The 14,064-nt window shown below is 43.9% G+C and carries 15 protein-coding genes; 8 read left to right on the top strand and 7 right to left on the bottom strand.

Annotation, left to right across the window (positions count from 1 at the left end; genetic code table 11):
• The first annotated feature begins 80 nt into the window (after nucleotides 1-80).
• The 3 genes from flgM to OO778_RS21880 are packed head-to-tail and all read left to right on the top strand — an operon-like array spanning nucleotide 81 to nucleotide 1,547.
• Nucleotides 81-362 (top strand): flagellar biosynthesis anti-sigma factor FlgM, encoded by a 282-nt coding sequence (flgM, locus tag OO778_RS21890; protein WP_006741305.1) that lies wholly within the window; start codon nucleotides 81-83, stop codon nucleotides 360-362.
• Between the two features lie 20 nt (nucleotides 363-382).
• Nucleotides 383-820, top strand: a complete 438-nt coding sequence (locus tag OO778_RS21885) for a flagellar protein FlgN (protein ID WP_258615046.1) — start codon at nucleotides 383-385, stop codon at nucleotides 818-820.
• On the top strand, nucleotides 801-1,547 hold the full coding sequence (locus OO778_RS21880) for a lytic transglycosylase domain-containing protein (RefSeq protein WP_053808121.1): 747 nt from the start codon (nucleotides 801-803) through the stop codon (nucleotides 1,545-1,547). The genes OO778_RS21885 and OO778_RS21880 overlap by 20 nt, the downstream gene beginning before the upstream one ends.
• Before the next feature lie 436 nt (nucleotides 1,548-1,983).
• Here the strand turns inward: OO778_RS21880 and OO778_RS21875 are convergent, their stop codons facing one another.
• On the bottom strand, nucleotides 1,984-2,502 hold the full coding sequence (locus tag OO778_RS21875) for an NUDIX hydrolase (protein WP_005395311.1): 519 nt from the start codon (nucleotides 2,500-2,502) through the stop codon (nucleotides 1,984-1,986).
• Nucleotides 2,503-2,780: 278 nt separating this feature from the next.
• Here OO778_RS21875 and OO778_RS21870 point away from each other — a divergent pair, with 278 nt between their 5' ends.
• Nucleotides 2,781-3,047: a DUF333 domain-containing protein gene (locus OO778_RS21870; protein ID WP_005395313.1), complete on the top strand. Its 267-nt coding sequence runs from the start codon at nucleotides 2,781-2,783 to the stop codon at nucleotides 3,045-3,047.
• A 249-nt stretch (nucleotides 3,048-3,296) separates the two neighbouring features.
• Nucleotides 3,297-3,953, top strand: coding sequence for a hypothetical protein (locus OO778_RS21865; RefSeq protein ID WP_264911668.1), 657 nt, complete (start codon nucleotides 3,297-3,299; stop codon nucleotides 3,951-3,953).
• On the opposite strand, the gene OO778_RS21860 is transcribed toward OO778_RS21865, so the two are convergent.
• Entirely contained in the window at nucleotides 3,943-4,785 is an 843-nt protein-coding gene (locus tag OO778_RS21860; RefSeq protein ID WP_258615044.1) for a YdcF family protein, read from the bottom strand. The two genes, OO778_RS21865 and OO778_RS21860, sit on opposite strands and share 11 nt — an antisense overlap.
• Before the next feature lie 131 nt (nucleotides 4,786-4,916).
• Here OO778_RS21860 and OO778_RS21855 point away from each other — a divergent pair, with 131 nt between their 5' ends.
• The gene (locus OO778_RS21855; protein ID WP_258615042.1) at nucleotides 4,917-6,287 is read left to right on the top strand and encodes an L-serine ammonia-lyase; all 1,371 of its coding nucleotides are present in this window, start codon (nucleotides 4,917-4,919) and stop codon (nucleotides 6,285-6,287) included.
• Nucleotides 6,288-6,619: 332 nt separating this feature from the next.
• Entirely contained in the window at nucleotides 6,620-8,116 is a 1,497-nt protein-coding gene (locus OO778_RS21850) for an MFS transporter (RefSeq protein WP_182018804.1), read from the top strand.
• Nucleotides 8,117-8,193: 77 nt separating this feature from the next.
• Here OO778_RS21850 and OO778_RS21845 read toward each other — a convergent pair whose 3' ends face one another.
• A complete protein-coding gene (locus tag OO778_RS21845) occupies nucleotides 8,194-8,430 on the bottom strand; it encodes a hypothetical protein (protein WP_264911665.1) in 237 nt (78 codons plus the stop codon).
• 256 nt (nucleotides 8,431-8,686) lie between these two features.
• Here OO778_RS21845 and OO778_RS21840 point away from each other — a divergent pair, with 256 nt between their 5' ends.
• Nucleotides 8,687-9,562 carry a LysR family transcriptional regulator gene (locus OO778_RS21840; protein WP_264911663.1) on the top strand — a complete coding sequence of 292 codons (876 nt, stop codon included), beginning with the start codon at nucleotides 8,687-8,689 and terminating at the stop codon, nucleotides 9,560-9,562.
• On the opposite strand, the gene OO778_RS21835 is transcribed toward OO778_RS21840, so the two are convergent.
• From OO778_RS21835 to OO778_RS21820, 4 genes are all read right to left on the bottom strand, one after another.
• Nucleotides 9,559-10,332: an aminoglycoside phosphotransferase family protein gene (locus OO778_RS21835; protein WP_264911661.1), complete on the bottom strand. Its 774-nt coding sequence runs from the start codon at nucleotides 10,330-10,332 to the stop codon at nucleotides 9,559-9,561. The two genes, OO778_RS21840 and OO778_RS21835, sit on opposite strands and share 4 nt — an antisense overlap.
• Nucleotides 10,333-10,493: 161 nt before the next feature.
• Nucleotides 10,494-11,363 (bottom strand): LysR substrate-binding domain-containing protein, encoded by an 870-nt coding sequence (locus OO778_RS21830; RefSeq protein WP_264911660.1) that lies wholly within the window; start codon nucleotides 11,361-11,363, stop codon nucleotides 10,494-10,496.
• Between the two features lie 136 nt (nucleotides 11,364-11,499).
• A complete protein-coding gene (locus OO778_RS21825) occupies nucleotides 11,500-12,480 on the bottom strand; it encodes an OmpA family protein (RefSeq protein WP_257080982.1) in 981 nt (326 codons plus the stop codon).
• Between the two features lie 457 nt (nucleotides 12,481-12,937).
• Nucleotides 12,938-14,062, bottom strand: a complete 1,125-nt coding sequence (locus OO778_RS21820) for a M14-type cytosolic carboxypeptidase (protein ID WP_005395332.1) — start codon at nucleotides 14,060-14,062, stop codon at nucleotides 12,938-12,940.
• Between the last annotated feature and the right edge of the window lie 2 nt (nucleotides 14,063-14,064).

Here is a 14,064-nt window from a genome sequence, read left to right as displayed (position 1 = left end):
TCGAGTACAAAAAAAATATTTAATGTTTATCACATCCTAACCGCCTACTTAATTTAGAACATGATGATGAGGACCACAGCATGAAAATCGACAAAGTCGCGGGCGGTCATGTCCCACAAACAAAATTACAGCAAGCAAGCAAACAGCCTGTCGACGTCGTCGAACAGAGCAAGGTACACGAGCCTGCATTTCAAGCGAATACCGTAGCGATAGATCGCGCTCAAGCTGAAATGGCATCACTACCTGATGTTGATATGGAAAAAGTAGAACAAGTACGTAACGCATTAGCGCGTGGCGAACTTAGCCTAGATACCAAAGCACTATCAAAGGCGATCATGCAATTCCATACAGGTCACGAGTAATAACACACTAGGAAGAGATCATGGCAAGCGCAGTATCGCAGCGAATTCAACAATTTATTCGCTCAATACCTGAGGATATCAAGCTCTATCAACAACTTATCCCTTTGCTTCAACAGCAAAAAACGTTGTACTTAAAGTTTGATGGTGAGGCACTGAGCAACAATGTTCAGAAACAAATACCAATACTCAATAAACTTAGCCGCTCAGCCAGTGATAGAAGCCAGTGTATGCGAGAGCTGGGGTTAGCGTGTAATGACGCCAGCGTAAAACGAATTTTCAATGCTTTGCCTGCCCAAATAGGTATGCAAGCTAGAAAACAATGGGCGCTATTGGAAACGTTGGTAAGTCAGTGCCAACAATACAATCAGAGCAATGGCCACAGCTCTGCGGCGTTCCATGAGTTGGTCAGTCAACTCAAACAACCTGTGCAACACACTTATGAAGATAAATCGTTCTAAACGATGTTCGTCTTGCCTACAGATTCAGTCGCCATCTCGGCTGAGTACTGTAGGCCTTTTTATTTTTATCGCCTTACTATCCTGCCTTTCAATCACCAGTCAGGCGAAACCAAGCCCAGCTGATATTCAAACGCAATATCAAGTTTTAGCCCCATACAAGCCACAAATTGCCAAGCGTCTCGATTCATCCAGCCCGGTGATTCATCACATTTTCAAACAACTGCAAAGCCACTCTTTACCAAAGAGTCTAGCCTTAGTGCCAATGTTGGAATCCTCTTACAACCCCAAAGCCGTTTCTCATGCCAACGCCGCCGGACTTTGGCAACTGATACCAGCAACAGCTCAACGATTCGGGTTGACTGTAGATACAAAACAAGACGATCGCTTTGATACAGAAGCAAGCACAGCTGCAGCACTCAAGTATCTGACGTTTTTATACAACAAATTCGATCAAAACATGGCGCTGACATTAGCGGCCTACAATGCAGGCGAAGGGCGTGTCGCACGCGCCATTCAGCGAGCAGGCAGTAACGACTTTCAGAAGCTCACACTACCTAAAGAGACTCGCCAATACGTTAGTCGATTTTTCGCGCTGGAAAAGTTGATAGATATCGGTCAGTTACAATCCTCATCATTTCAACCTTTTCTCTTATTTGCTTCAGATGCTCCGATGGTTTCGCAACCGCTGATCGACTTTAGTCCACTACCTCCGTTGGTCAATTTGTGATAAAAATCACGACAAAATCCAATGTCAGAAAAACGTAAAATTACAAGATCGTGTTCGGCCAATTTGAAAACTCGTGATCTCTATGCAAACGTGTGCAAAAAAGTTGAGGTAAGGTATCTCAAAGATAAGAAAGAGTAGTGGTTTATTAAAAGGTACCCAAATTGCGCTTGCCAATTGGGCAGATATGCGTCACATTGCTTTTGCAAAAAACATGAAAACCAATGGTTGGACCTAATAATTATTTACACACTAAATGTAAAACAGCTATTGTTTTCATAGTTCGAAACAAATTTAAAATATCAAGATGACGCTTCGCTTGCGCGTCTGGAATAAGTCCGGGTTCCGGGGGGGAGTCCGGACTTTTTTTATCGATTTAAAAGCTGACCTATCAACAGAGCAACGAGTGGGTAAGTCACTATGAGGCGAGCTAAGTTATTTATAGTAATTCTTTAGAAATCAACTGAAGCAAAAACGTTTCGCGCTCGATGCTCATGCCTTTTTTTGGGCTTTCTGCCATGGTCTTTTCATTGTGCGCTATCGCTTCGTGGATGTTCATCCATACTGGACGCATTCCATTTTTAACTTCATAGTCTTCATAAGCCGTTTCGCCTAACTCACGATCGATTTTACATGTATAGCAATACGACACCATGTGCATTACGTCAGCGTCGTCTTTGTACCAAGGACGAAACTCCTCAAAGATTCCGAAAGGCTTAATACCATGGATATTCTGCGCGCCGGTTTCCTCTTCTAGTTCACGAACTAGTCCAGCAATCACATCTTCACCATCATCAATACCACCACCTGGCAAAGTGTAGTCATGGTAACGCTCTGTATAGAGCAATAACACATCTTCACCATCTAGTACGATGGCGCGTGCCGCATTGCGCTGGAAAATAATTTTGTCGTCCAAGTGCTCAATGTCCGGATGAACGGTCGATTTTAAGTGTCTCATCGAAAATACCACTGTCATGTTTTGCGCGCATATTACCGAACTTCACGCTTTAAATCATCGTTGTCGGTCCAAATGCGTTCAAGACATTGGTTTGAACGCAACGGTTCTAACCTTCGTAACAATCCGCAACAAATAGAAGTGTGACGTGATAACCAGTAAAAGATGAGAATATCTAAATTCTTATACGTCCCTCTTACTTTTAACATCGATAAGACAATAATCTCTGAAAGTTGCCTATAATCAATACAATACTCGCCCACCCCATGCGGAGATAAAGAATGAAAAAGACAAATTTAATGATGGCTATGGCTGCAACGTTGGTACTGGCTGGTTGTTCAACTTACGAAGGTGCCACTCGCTCGACTGAGTATACCTCCGTCGCAAATCCTGCAGCCGTTTACTGTGTTCAGCAAGGTGGTGAGTTGGATACCGTTTCGGAAAATGGCGAACGTGTGACTTACTGCGTGCTGTCTGACGATAATCGTGTCGAGCAATGGGAATACTATCGCGACAATCATAAAGAAAGTGAGAGTGGCGACTACTAAAATTTTTTGTCGACACGCCAGATTCCCTCTATCACTTAGGAGCCTTTAGGCTCCTTTTTTATTTGATTTATCAAAACTTTCTCACTTCATTTTTACATACCTCTGACTTTACCGCACATCGATACTATATCGAACAGTGTTCTATTCTTGACATCCCTCTGACATAACTTTCCACTTGGACAATAAAATCCCAAGCACAGATCACACTAATTCACATTTCTTCCACATTTTCTGGAACAGGTGAGCAAGATGAAAACACAAATAGTAAAAGAAGCCGAGTCAGCCCCAAGCAACGTTGTTACTGAAGAGTCAAAGCGCATCATTTATAAATCGAGTTTAAGCGCATTGATGATTGTCGCTATCAGTATTCTCGTTAACCTCAGTCTTCGCCTTGATTATGTCGTGTTGGGTTCAAGCCTTGGTGAGCTTTCCATAACAGAAACACTCCAGCTTGTGATGCTCGCGATTGCATCATGGTCATTTTTTAGCCTATCTAAACAACAGCCTCAGCTAAAGCATGCGGCCATTTTGATTGCCGGCTTTTTCGCGGTGCTCATTATTCGTGAAACAGACTATTGGACAGACATGATTCGTCATGGTTCTTGGGTTTTCCCTGCGCTCGCTGTAACCGCACTGGCTTGCGCCAAAGCTTACCAAGGTGGTAAAGGTACCATGAGCGAAATGGCGACCATCTTAACGGTGCCCCATATGAAACTGTTAATTGGTGCCGTAATGCTATTGTTGGTCTTCTCTCGCTTGTATGGCATGGGCAGTTTTTGGCAACAAGTGATGGACGCGAACTACATCCGTGATGTTAAAAATATTTCGGAAGAAGGTATGGAACTCCTTTGCTACTGTTTGATCGCATTGAGCGCAGTCCGCACAAAACGCGAACTTAATGAATAGACTCAGGATCCAAGCGGCGGTTCAATGCAGTTAATATCGGATGAACGCTCCTTAACGCTTGTTCCGCAGCTCCTACAGATTCATCCAAGGCCGTCATTTCGATGGCCTTTTTCATATCTTCAATCTGTTGCAAACTATCTTTATCGAGTGGTAAAGCGAGCAATTGCTGAATGGCATGTCTCGCGATCATAAGCGGCTTCTTTCGGACAACCGATAAGTCTCGTAAAAATGCTCCCTGCTTGACCCCTTCCAAATAAACTCGGTAAGTCGTGAGTTCATCCAGTAATAAAAATGCCGCCGCCATAGGCCCTTTATGTGGGTATGGTACGCTGATATGTTTGTTGATATCCAATGGTAAGTTGAGAGTAACGCCCATGGATGCGCACTCAGATTTTAGTACTCGTAATAATCCCTGCTCATCCATCAAGGTTTGGATTTCTATGATTCGCTCAAGGTGGTAGTCATTCGACAACAAGGTGACCTCAACCGGACGCGCTGACCATAACTGGAACAAACCACTATCACACAAAACGCGAGAAGCGTAACGCATGTTCTGAAACGTATTCAAAGAACGATTTTCTAAAAGTACTTGATGTTCAGGGAACGGATGCACAGCGGCCGCATTTAGAGATTTAAAATAACTGTACATTGCATCTGCTTCAGAAATGCATTGGCCTTGCGTTAATCCACCACAAAAAATAATCGCCGTTCGCTCTGTCGGCAATGACGCAATCGTATTAGATAACGCTTCGACTCTTGTGACCCCCTCAACGGTCAATCTGCTATTGACGAGGCGTTTACCTAAAACGATGACCACATTGTATAACTTCATTTCAAAATCTCGCGCTTAGTTGGCAGTGTTACAAAAATCTTCTTTCACTCCCGGCCTACAGGCTTTAACATCTAGTTAACAACACTGTTCTAGAGACCTTTATAAAGGTTCACTGCTAAAGGAAGTCAATTATGCTGTCGATTTTCGATATATTTAAGATTGGTGTCGGGCCTTCTAGCTCCCACACTAATGGTCCTATGCTTGCCGGATTCCATTTCACTCAACTAGTTAGCGACTCTATGGCGAAAGTGCATCGGGTGCAAGTGGACCTTTATGGCTCATTATCGCTCACTGGTAGAGGGCACCACACAGACCGAGCCACTGTCCTTGGTTTGATGGGAAATAAACCCGATACCATTAAAATGAGTAGCGCTAAAAGTGCGCTACAAAATACTATAGACAACAACACGCTGCTGCTCGCTGGTACGCACCAGATTGAGTTTAGCTACGACCATGACATCGTCTTTCATAGTGACAACCTTCCCCTGCATGAAAACGGAATGACGATTACTGCACTAGACGCTGCGGGAGACCAAGTGGTGTTTGAAATTTATTATTCCATCGGAGGCGGATTCATCGCCACCGCTGACGAACTAGAAAACGGCACGCAACAAGATGAAGTCGCGGTACCATTTCCTTTCACATCAGCGGATGAGATGCTGGAAAAAGCCGAGACTAACGGTTTTAGTTTGGGAGGTATGATTCTACAAAACGAACTGGCATTCCGCTCAGATGAAGAAATTAGCCAAAGAGCAGAACAAATTTGGAAAGTGATGTCGCTCTGCATGCAACGTGGTTTCGATACGGAAGGGATTTTAGAAGGTGGTCTCAATGTCACTCGTCGTGCACCAAACCTTTTGAAGAAGCTCGAAGCCAACGCTGCAGTTGAGAATGATCCAATGGAGATCATGGATTGGATTAATCTCTTTGCCTTTGCGGTTAGCGAAGAAAATGCAGCTGGAGGACAAGTCGTTACTTCTCCAACTAATGGCGCCGCAGGGGTTATTCCGGCGGTATTGATGTACTACCATCGCTTCATCAAAGAGCTTGATATTAAACAGCTGAAAGACTTTCTTGCAGTCGCTGGCGCTATCGGCATCTTATACAAAACTAACGCATCAATTTCCGGCGCCGAAGTGGGTTGTCAGGGAGAGGTCGGGGTTTCTTCATCCATGGCAGCCGCTGGTTTAACGGCACTCAGAGGCGGCAGTAACGAGCAGATTTGTATTGCTGCGGAAATTGCGATGGAGCATTCATTAGGAATGACTTGTGACCCGATCGGCGGCTTGGTTCAAGTGCCTTGCATTGAAAGAAATGCCATGGGCGCAATGAAAGCCATTAATGCCTCACGTATGGCATTAAAGCGCACGAGCAAATGCCTTATTTCATTAGATAAAGTTATCGAAACCATGTATCAAACTGGTAAAGATATGAACAAAAAATACCGTGAAACTTCCTTAGGTGGCTTGGCCGTCATTCATATGGCACCGCCATGCGAATAATCAAATAAGCCCGCTATATCATTGCTGGCGATGCACTTCGTCAGCAATTTCCTTTCTCGCAAGACCTCTTTTTATTTGCCAGTAATCCTATCCCCCCCTTTAGCCCCAATCAGTAATAAATATAACAAAATTAAACAAAAGCAGAATTAAGCACTGCTTTATTCAAATTGATCTAGAACAACACATTAGCATTTAGCCACCTAAGCATTAGAAAATATAGTGCAGCATTTCCACGTTATGCGACAATTATTTCAATACTCAATCTTTCGTTTCATTACTATTTAATAGAAATAACAATACCTACCTTTCTCCGCTAATGTGAGTACAAAATTATGTGGAATAAACTCAATAAATCCATGATGTTCTGCCAAATGATGTTTGGCTTATCATTTTACGGTGTATTAGTAAGTCTAACTCGATTTTTTCTAGAGGATCTAAATTACAACGAAGCCGATACGATGATGATCGTTGGTGCTTTTTCGGCGATCGGGCCACTTTTCGCGATTGCGGGCGGCTTTATTGCAGATAAGTTTTTAGGCGCTTATCGCTCACTTTCTATCGCATATTTCGCTTTTGCATCCGGTTACGTATTACTCGTGCTGGGGGCTTCTGCTTCTAACGTTCCACTTTCAATGTGTGGTATTGCGCTCGCCAGTTATGGCCGCGGCCTGATGTCACCCTCTTACCCTAGCCTCTATAAACGAACTTTCAAATCACAAGAAGATTTTGAAAAAGGATACCCAATCAATTATTCAGTGAATAATGTTGGCGCCTTTTTAGGTCAATATTTGTTCCCAATGATTGTCCTTGTGATCGGCTTTAATGGCGGTTTTACCATCTCTGCTGTTATGGCAGTAGCGGCATTGATCATGCTATTGGTATTCCGCAAAGATCTTGTTGGCGTAGCCTCTGAGCTTGATCAAAAAACCGTAAGTTTAAAAAACTGGGTACTCTTTGCATTGATTTCATTGGCAATGATCGCGTTGGTATTTTTCATGTTTTCAAACATGGATATTGGCCAAAATATCGTATATGCCATCGGAGGGGCGGCGATCGCATACTTCATATCTCTGATGCTTAAAGCAAGCAAAGCTGAGTCTTTGAAGATGGGGACCATCTTAATTGTGACCTTGCTGACAACCTGTTTCTTTGTTTACTACGGACAAATGATGACCTCGATGAACATGGTTGCTATCAACACATTAAAAGGCTCTCTATTTGGTTTTATTCCGCTCGAACCAGAAGCAGCAATGGCAATGAACCCGCTTTGGTGTATGGTTGGTGGTCCTATCGTAGCTGGCTTTTTTGGGTTGCTGGAAAAGCGCGATATCTACCTCTCTACCGCGACAAAAATCGCCTTGGCATTTGTACTGACCGCGATAGCGTTTGGTATCTTGACGTTTGCCGTGACTACCGTGGGTGAAGATGTCGTGATCATGCCAGAAATCTTTCTCGCTATTCACTTCTTCCAGGCGATTGCAGAAGTCATCGTGGGTTCGATGGTCGTAGCGTTTATTCTTTCCGTCGCGCCGAAGCACATCGAAAACTTCTCTGTTAGCCTATTTTCTGTGGCAATCGCATTGAGCGGTATTATTGGTGCTGCATTCTCAACCTCTATCGCGTTAGAGAAAGGACAGACCATCACACAAGACATTGTACAAAACGTATATGGTGATTATTTCCAACTGCTCACTGTCCTTGCTGTCGTCATGGTCGCTATCGCAATGGCAGCGTCACTCATTATTCGCAAGATGCTTGATGCGGCGAAAGAAAGCGATACTCAAGCGCAACCAGTCGAGATCGAAGCTGGGGTTGAAGTTCAAAGCTGAGTTTGATGATTTACCTATCTCAAAATATAAAAAATGCCGCGATATTCGCGGCATTTTCTTAACAACAACATGTTCGATTAATCACGTCGACCACGAAGTTCAATTTTTTGTGTAGCAGCATCCGTTTGGATGATTACCCCGCCATAGGCCGTTTCATTTCGACCTTTCAGCGTCAGTTGAGAATCTGCGCGCTCGACGTCGACCTGATTTTTCATAGCCATCGTCATATCAATCGTGCCCGTGTATGACCCATCGCCAGCTAATGCTATGTTTGTTGAGCAAACCATCAAACCAAGTGCGATTAATTTTTTCATACGTCACCTCTGTTTTTGTTCTTACTTTCTTTCGATGAAAAAACTGTAACAACAGAAACGTGTTCATACGAGGAAAGTCATCATTTACCAAATGGAAATCCAAACAACTAAATTGATATGACCAAGCATATTTGCTGTCCACCGTCGCCTTCAATAAACCATAAGATACGACAGCATGCTTAAATTGACCGAACGTTGTCTTTTGTTCAGCAATCCAGAGATATGATTTCTCGGCAGAAGACAAATGAGACGATGTATGAGCATTAATCTGGACATTCACAACGTATTGGTACTAAAACGGATGTATGAGTTACGTAGCGTCCGATTGGTGGCAGATTCACTCGGAAAGACGTCCGGATCAATCAGCAAAAACCTGACAAAAATGAAAGTGCAGCTCGATGATCCTTTGTTCATTCAGACTAAAAATGGCTTTGAGCCGACCGCTTTTGTCGAAGCGAACATGCCACACTTTGAACAAATCCTCACCAGTATTGATTCCATCAAACCACAGAGTTTTTCACCCGCTAATTTTGACGGCTCGATCACTATTTATGCGAACACATTGTTTTGGGATTACTTTGGTGACAAGTTTTACTTAGAATTACTAAAACACGCCCCAAAAGCAAAGTTCGCTTGTTTACGTTGGGGGAGCAACGCGAAAAAGCGATTAACTGAGGGTGAAAACGCTATTGCGATTCATTATTTTGATGAGGATCTTCCGCAGTCAATTATTCAAAACGAACTAGGTCGAGGAAAAGCAGTATTTTTTGTTCGAGATGAGCATCCCGCTCAACATTTCCAAGAGCTAGAAAACTACCCCTTTTTACTTTTCAAAACGCCGGGATGGAACGACTACCGATACCCGTTGTTGGAAAGGCTCAATCATATGGGGTTCAGAACCACACCTAAGGTAGAAATTGAACACCCTGCGATGATTCAAAAAGTGCTCCTACAAACGGATCATTTTGGTATAACCATGAGTGGACATGTGCCTAAGGGCTGCCGAAGTATCGCGCTTCCTGGCGGGTTAGAGCTTGATGTTCGCTACGTGATGAGCTGTCGTCGATCACAACAGCGAGCCCCGATAAACCAGTGGTTATTCAATGTCATTAAAGATATCACCCAGCCCTAACCTAAAAGTCCTAGGGTGATGACTTGTCTATGTTTTCTTAGGTACTTGATATCGTTGAGGTAAGCGGTATGATGGCAATCTTCTAGGTTCGCTTGAAACCTATCATCACCTTGAGCTGCGACCCCTCTCATATAATCAACTAACGCGGAGAGTCGATGTGTCATCACCTCCACCAGCTCTTCCCGTTCCAATCTCGAACACCCATAAGCGTCACAGAAGAGTTTTGCACGCTGAATTTGTTGCTCCAAACAGCCCATTTTATCGTGCTCATCGGTTTTAAATGGTGCCCAACCATAGACCGAAAAAGCGACAACCCAAACTCTTGGCGCCGGATGCGCCGTATCAAAATCAAACACACCAACGACAAACTCTCCACGGAGTGCCACGTTATATGGCATGAAATCACCATGACAAATCACCTCTTGTGGTGTTCGTGGTGGCAGCATCCAGTGCAGCGTTTCATTTTGATATTGCTTAAGGAAACCCTCAGATGCATCGTGCATATCGCGTAACATTTTTGCCGCAGATTGGAGCGCGGAAACAGAAGCAATGTTGCCAATCAATGGATAGTTGTCAGTCTCTCCTTCGACATAGCTAACCCACTCTTTTCCTTTTTCAATACCAACCGCTTTAGGGCATGCCGTAAAGCCTCGTGAATGAAGATAGGTAAGTAGCTGATGGATAGTCATCGTCCAATAACTGACAGGACGAGATATCAAATTCCCTTTTCGATAGATGGCATTTTCTCTACCGCCTTGCATTGTTTCCATAACAGTATCCTGTGTGGATTAAGTGCGCATCAGATAACGTAAAGCTAGCTCATCATACACTCAAAGCTTTTAGAGAAGGTTGACTGACCCTATAAGAAACCGCGCATTTTGTTAGGTAAATCGCAAGAATAAGTACCGCTGTAAAAATAGACCGTAAAACATCAAAGGCTTTGTATTAACCATTGGGCAAAGGTGTTTACGTGTGACTTTTCTGATGCTCTAACCATCATATAGTGTGCGCCGGAGCTGGGCATACGCCAATCTCCGATTTGTACTAATATCCCTTGTTGTAACTCATCCTCAACAAGAAAGTCTCTCACCAGCAATATACCAAGTTGATTGGTTGCAGCTTGAATAGCAAGCAATGAATGTTCAAATTCGGCTATCACTTTGCTCACCTTGCCTTGATAACCTTGGTACGCAAACCATACCTGCCAAGATTCATGATAACCGCCGGTGCAGATTTTAGGTGTTTGAGACAGCTTCGTGAGGTCATCAATCGGATTTAACTGAATAAAGCCGGGGCTTGCTACAACGATCCAGTTTTCTTGGGTAAGCTGAATAGCTTGTTGTTCTTGCCAATCGCCATCTCCGTTAATAATTTCTATATCTGCTATCGCACTGGCGTTTGGAACCGTATTCGCGGTTGTCGAGATCTTAAAGGCAACATCTGGAAATTGACGCTGAAAATCGGCCAGCCTTGGCATTAGCCATTGCGAGCAAAAACTGTGGGCGACATGTAAGGTAATTTGCTTGTTCTGTGGGCGAGTAAATAAATGATGGGTCGAGGTTGATAAGGTTTGAAGCACATGGTTAACCACAGGCCAGTATTCTTTTGCTGAGCTGGTCAGCGTAAGGTGCGTACCCTTGCGCTCGAATAATGTTGCATTTAACTGCAGTTCTAGCGATTTCACCTGCTGACTGACGGCCGCACGGGTCACATTTAGCTCCTCTGCGGCTTTAGTGAAGCTCTGTAATCGCGCCGTGGCTTCAAACGCTCGGAGCAAATTAAGCGGCGGTAAACTTTGCATAACACTCTCCCAAATACTTGGCAGCCATGGTATGAACTGGTGATGACAAATTGATGAAAGTGCTGAGTTTGTTAAGCGGGATCAAAAAAGCCAGCGTGATACACGCTGGCTTTTGGAACTGTCTCTTAAGCAGGAATTATTCTGCTTTCTCAGTGGTTTGGTATTCAAACGCAGGGACAACTACTTCAACACGACGGTTCATTTGACGACCTTGACGTGTTTCGTTGCTTGCTACTGGGTTAGCTTCACCCATGCCTTTCACTGTCATACGCTCAGCCGCAATACCTTTTGCTTGGAACTCGTCAGCAACGGCTTTCGCGCGTTTTTCTGTAAGTTGCTGGTTGTACGCAGCAGAACCCGTCGTATCACTGTAACCCGTGATCTCAACTTGAGCTTGTGGGTAAGTGTTCATCAGCTCAACGGTACCAGAAAGGGTCGATGCATCTTTCACTTCTGCACTTTCTAGGTCGAATTGTACTGTCGCTGTTGTTTGAGCAGGGTAAACATGCTCAACAATACGTGTTGCAGGGCGTGTTTCTACTACTTCCTCAACCACTTCTTCTTGAACTACTGGCTCAGAGCCGAACTTGTAGTTAAAACCAATACCGAAGAAATCTGAATCCATATCTTCAATCACGTCATCAGACATATCTTGGTAACGTTGGTATTCAGCACGTAGGCTCCAGTTGTAGTTGATTTTGTACTCAGCACCTAGAGAGCCTGTTGGTACGAAATCTTTTTCGTCACCCGCCATCATGTATGCAGCACCAACTTTCGCGAATAGATTCCAAGAATCCGTTAGCGGTAGGTTGAATTTAGGAGCAAGCGTCAACGCCCAAAGATCACCGTCAACGGTGTTTAGGCCCGGCTTTTTGAAGTTTGCAGTGAAGTCACCAAGGTAATCAACACCGTACTCTGCTGCAACGTACTCGTTGAAGCTGTAGCCCAGGTGCATAGATGCTGCAAAACTGTCGTCGTCACAAGGTTCGTTTAGGTAACACGCATCATTTAGAGAGTTGTAACCTACTTTACCGCCCATGTAAGTGTCAGCAAGTGCAACGTTTGAGATCACACCACCAGCAAGTACAGTAGCCACTGCTATAGCGATTTTTTTCATTATTCTTTTCCTTTTTCTTGTACACAAAGCAACACATCGAGGCAGCATACTGCCGTAAAATATGAAGCCGTAACTTTCTCTTTTCTTCGAACAGAAATAGCTAAATAGCGTAGGAAAGAATCAAAAAATGATATTCAAACGCCAATGACGTAAAACGGAGAAAGATAACCTCAAGACCATCTATTCATGAGCTTCATCCGCATACCCAACCGAGAAATAAAGTCTCGTTGCGTTGGTTTAGCCATAGTCAATTCGTTGCGGAGAATATCACAAAATAGCCAGTTTTCTGTGACGCAAATCACCATAAAAACCCATATTCTCAAATTTAAGAATCGACATTTAAGCCTGTGAATGGCAACAAATTTTTACAGGAGAGAATGGATATCGAAGGCATAAAAAAACAGCTCATTTAAAATGAGCTGTTTTCGAAATAATGAACAGACGTTAAGTTATCGAACTAGATTTTATCCGCCACGGTAAGCGTTGCAGCTAAGACATCTTGCCCAAATAATACACTGCGTTCTGGTGACCAACCATAAAGTGGATCTGGGTGATTGTTGTTGTCTTTAAATGGCATCTCGATCGTGTACGACAGGCATTTGAACTGCTCCGCGACCCAGTTTGAGCCCACCGTCAAATTCGCTTTACCAGGCTCATCTTTATCGTAACCAATCTCATCTTGGAATTCAGGGGTAATAGTCAGTAGCGCTTGCTTAAATGATGCCTCTAAAGCGGCAAGATTTTCATCGTAAGAAGGAATACCTTCTGAGCCAGCGACGAAGTTATACGGTATCGCTTCATCACCATGGATATCTAAAAACATGTCAACACCCGTTTCCAGCATACGTTGACGCACAAGGTAGACTTCTGGACTTTTCTCCATAGACGGAGTTTGCCACTCACGGTTCAAGTTCACGCCTACCGCGTTCGTACGTAAGTGACCACGAATACCACCGTCTGGGTTCATGTTTGGTACCACGTAAAGCACTGCTTTTTCCAGTAATGCACGCGCAACCGTGTCATTTTCATCCAGTAAACGTTGGATCATGCCTTCCATGAACCATTCAGCCATGGTTTCACCCGGATGTTGGCGTGCAATCATCCAGATTTTCTTTTTGCCTTCTTCCGGCTCACCAAACGTTAGCAAGCTCATGTCATTGCCGTCTAATGTGTGGCCTAGTGTTTCTAGTTGGCAGTGGTGCGCGCTTTGTGCCATGTGTAACAAGTCTAAATGACGATCGTATGTGTAAGGCGCAAAGTACGCGAAGTAAATTGAGCTACGCTCAGGGATAACAGTGAAAGTCAGCGTGTCGCCATCGAACTCTGCTGGTATACGGAACCATTCTTCACGGTCGTAAGACGCTACGACATCATAACCTTGCCACCCTTCTGGATAAGCCGACTTAGCCAAATCAAGCAGTTTGATCGTGTGCGACTGCTCGGCTTCGGTTTCTAGACGGAAATGGAACCACTGGTAGAATTCCGACATATTGTCATTAGGGATTTTAAGTTGGATGTCATTTTTGTCGTCCGCTTTCACTACGTGAATGCTGCCGCTATCGAAGTTGCTGAATACTTTCATTA

Source organism: Vibrio sp. STUT-A16, assembly GCF_026000495.1.
Lineage (GTDB): Bacteria > Pseudomonadota > Gammaproteobacteria > Enterobacterales > Vibrionaceae > Vibrio > Vibrio diabolicus.
The sequence above is the reverse complement of the archived record's forward strand: the minus strand, read 5'-3'. Positions and strand labels throughout refer to the sequence as shown.

Coding starts and splice junctions, on each gene's coding strand:
- flgM (WP_006741305.1), top strand. CDS start 81: ATGAAAATCGACAAAGTCGCGGGCGGTCATGTCCCACAAACAAAATTA.
- OO778_RS21885 (WP_258615046.1), top strand. CDS start 383: ATGGCAAGCGCAGTATCGCAGCGAATTCAACAATTTATTCGCTCAATA.
- OO778_RS21880 (WP_053808121.1), top strand. CDS start 801: ATGAAGATAAATCGTTCTAAACGATGTTCGTCTTGCCTACAGATTCAG.
- OO778_RS21875 (WP_005395311.1), bottom strand. CDS start 2,502: ATGAGACACTTAAAATCGACCGTTCATCCGGACATTGAGCACTTGGAC.
- OO778_RS21870 (WP_005395313.1), top strand. CDS start 2,781: ATGAAAAAGACAAATTTAATGATGGCTATGGCTGCAACGTTGGTACTG.
- OO778_RS21865 (WP_264911668.1), top strand. CDS start 3,297: ATGAAAACACAAATAGTAAAAGAAGCCGAGTCAGCCCCAAGCAACGTT.
- OO778_RS21860 (WP_258615044.1), bottom strand. CDS start 4,785: ATGAAGTTATACAATGTGGTCATCGTTTTAGGTAAACGCCTCGTCAAT.
- OO778_RS21855 (WP_258615042.1), top strand. CDS start 4,917: ATGCTGTCGATTTTCGATATATTTAAGATTGGTGTCGGGCCTTCTAGC.
- OO778_RS21850 (WP_182018804.1), top strand. CDS start 6,620: ATGTGGAATAAACTCAATAAATCCATGATGTTCTGCCAAATGATGTTT.
- OO778_RS21845 (WP_264911665.1), bottom strand. CDS start 8,430: ATGAAAAAATTAATCGCACTTGGTTTGATGGTTTGCTCAACAAACATA.
- OO778_RS21840 (WP_264911663.1), top strand. CDS start 8,687: ATGAGCATTAATCTGGACATTCACAACGTATTGGTACTAAAACGGATG.
- OO778_RS21835 (WP_264911661.1), bottom strand. CDS start 10,332: ATGGAAACAATGCAAGGCGGTAGAGAAAATGCCATCTATCGAAAAGGG.
- OO778_RS21830 (WP_264911660.1), bottom strand. CDS start 11,363: ATGCAAAGTTTACCGCCGCTTAATTTGCTCCGAGCGTTTGAAGCCACG.
- OO778_RS21825 (WP_257080982.1), bottom strand. CDS start 12,480: ATGAAAAAAATCGCTATAGCAGTGGCTACTGTACTTGCTGGTGGTGTG.
- OO778_RS21820 (WP_005395332.1), bottom strand. CDS start 14,062: ATGAAAGTATTCAGCAACTTCGATAGCGGCAGCATTCACGTAGTGAAA.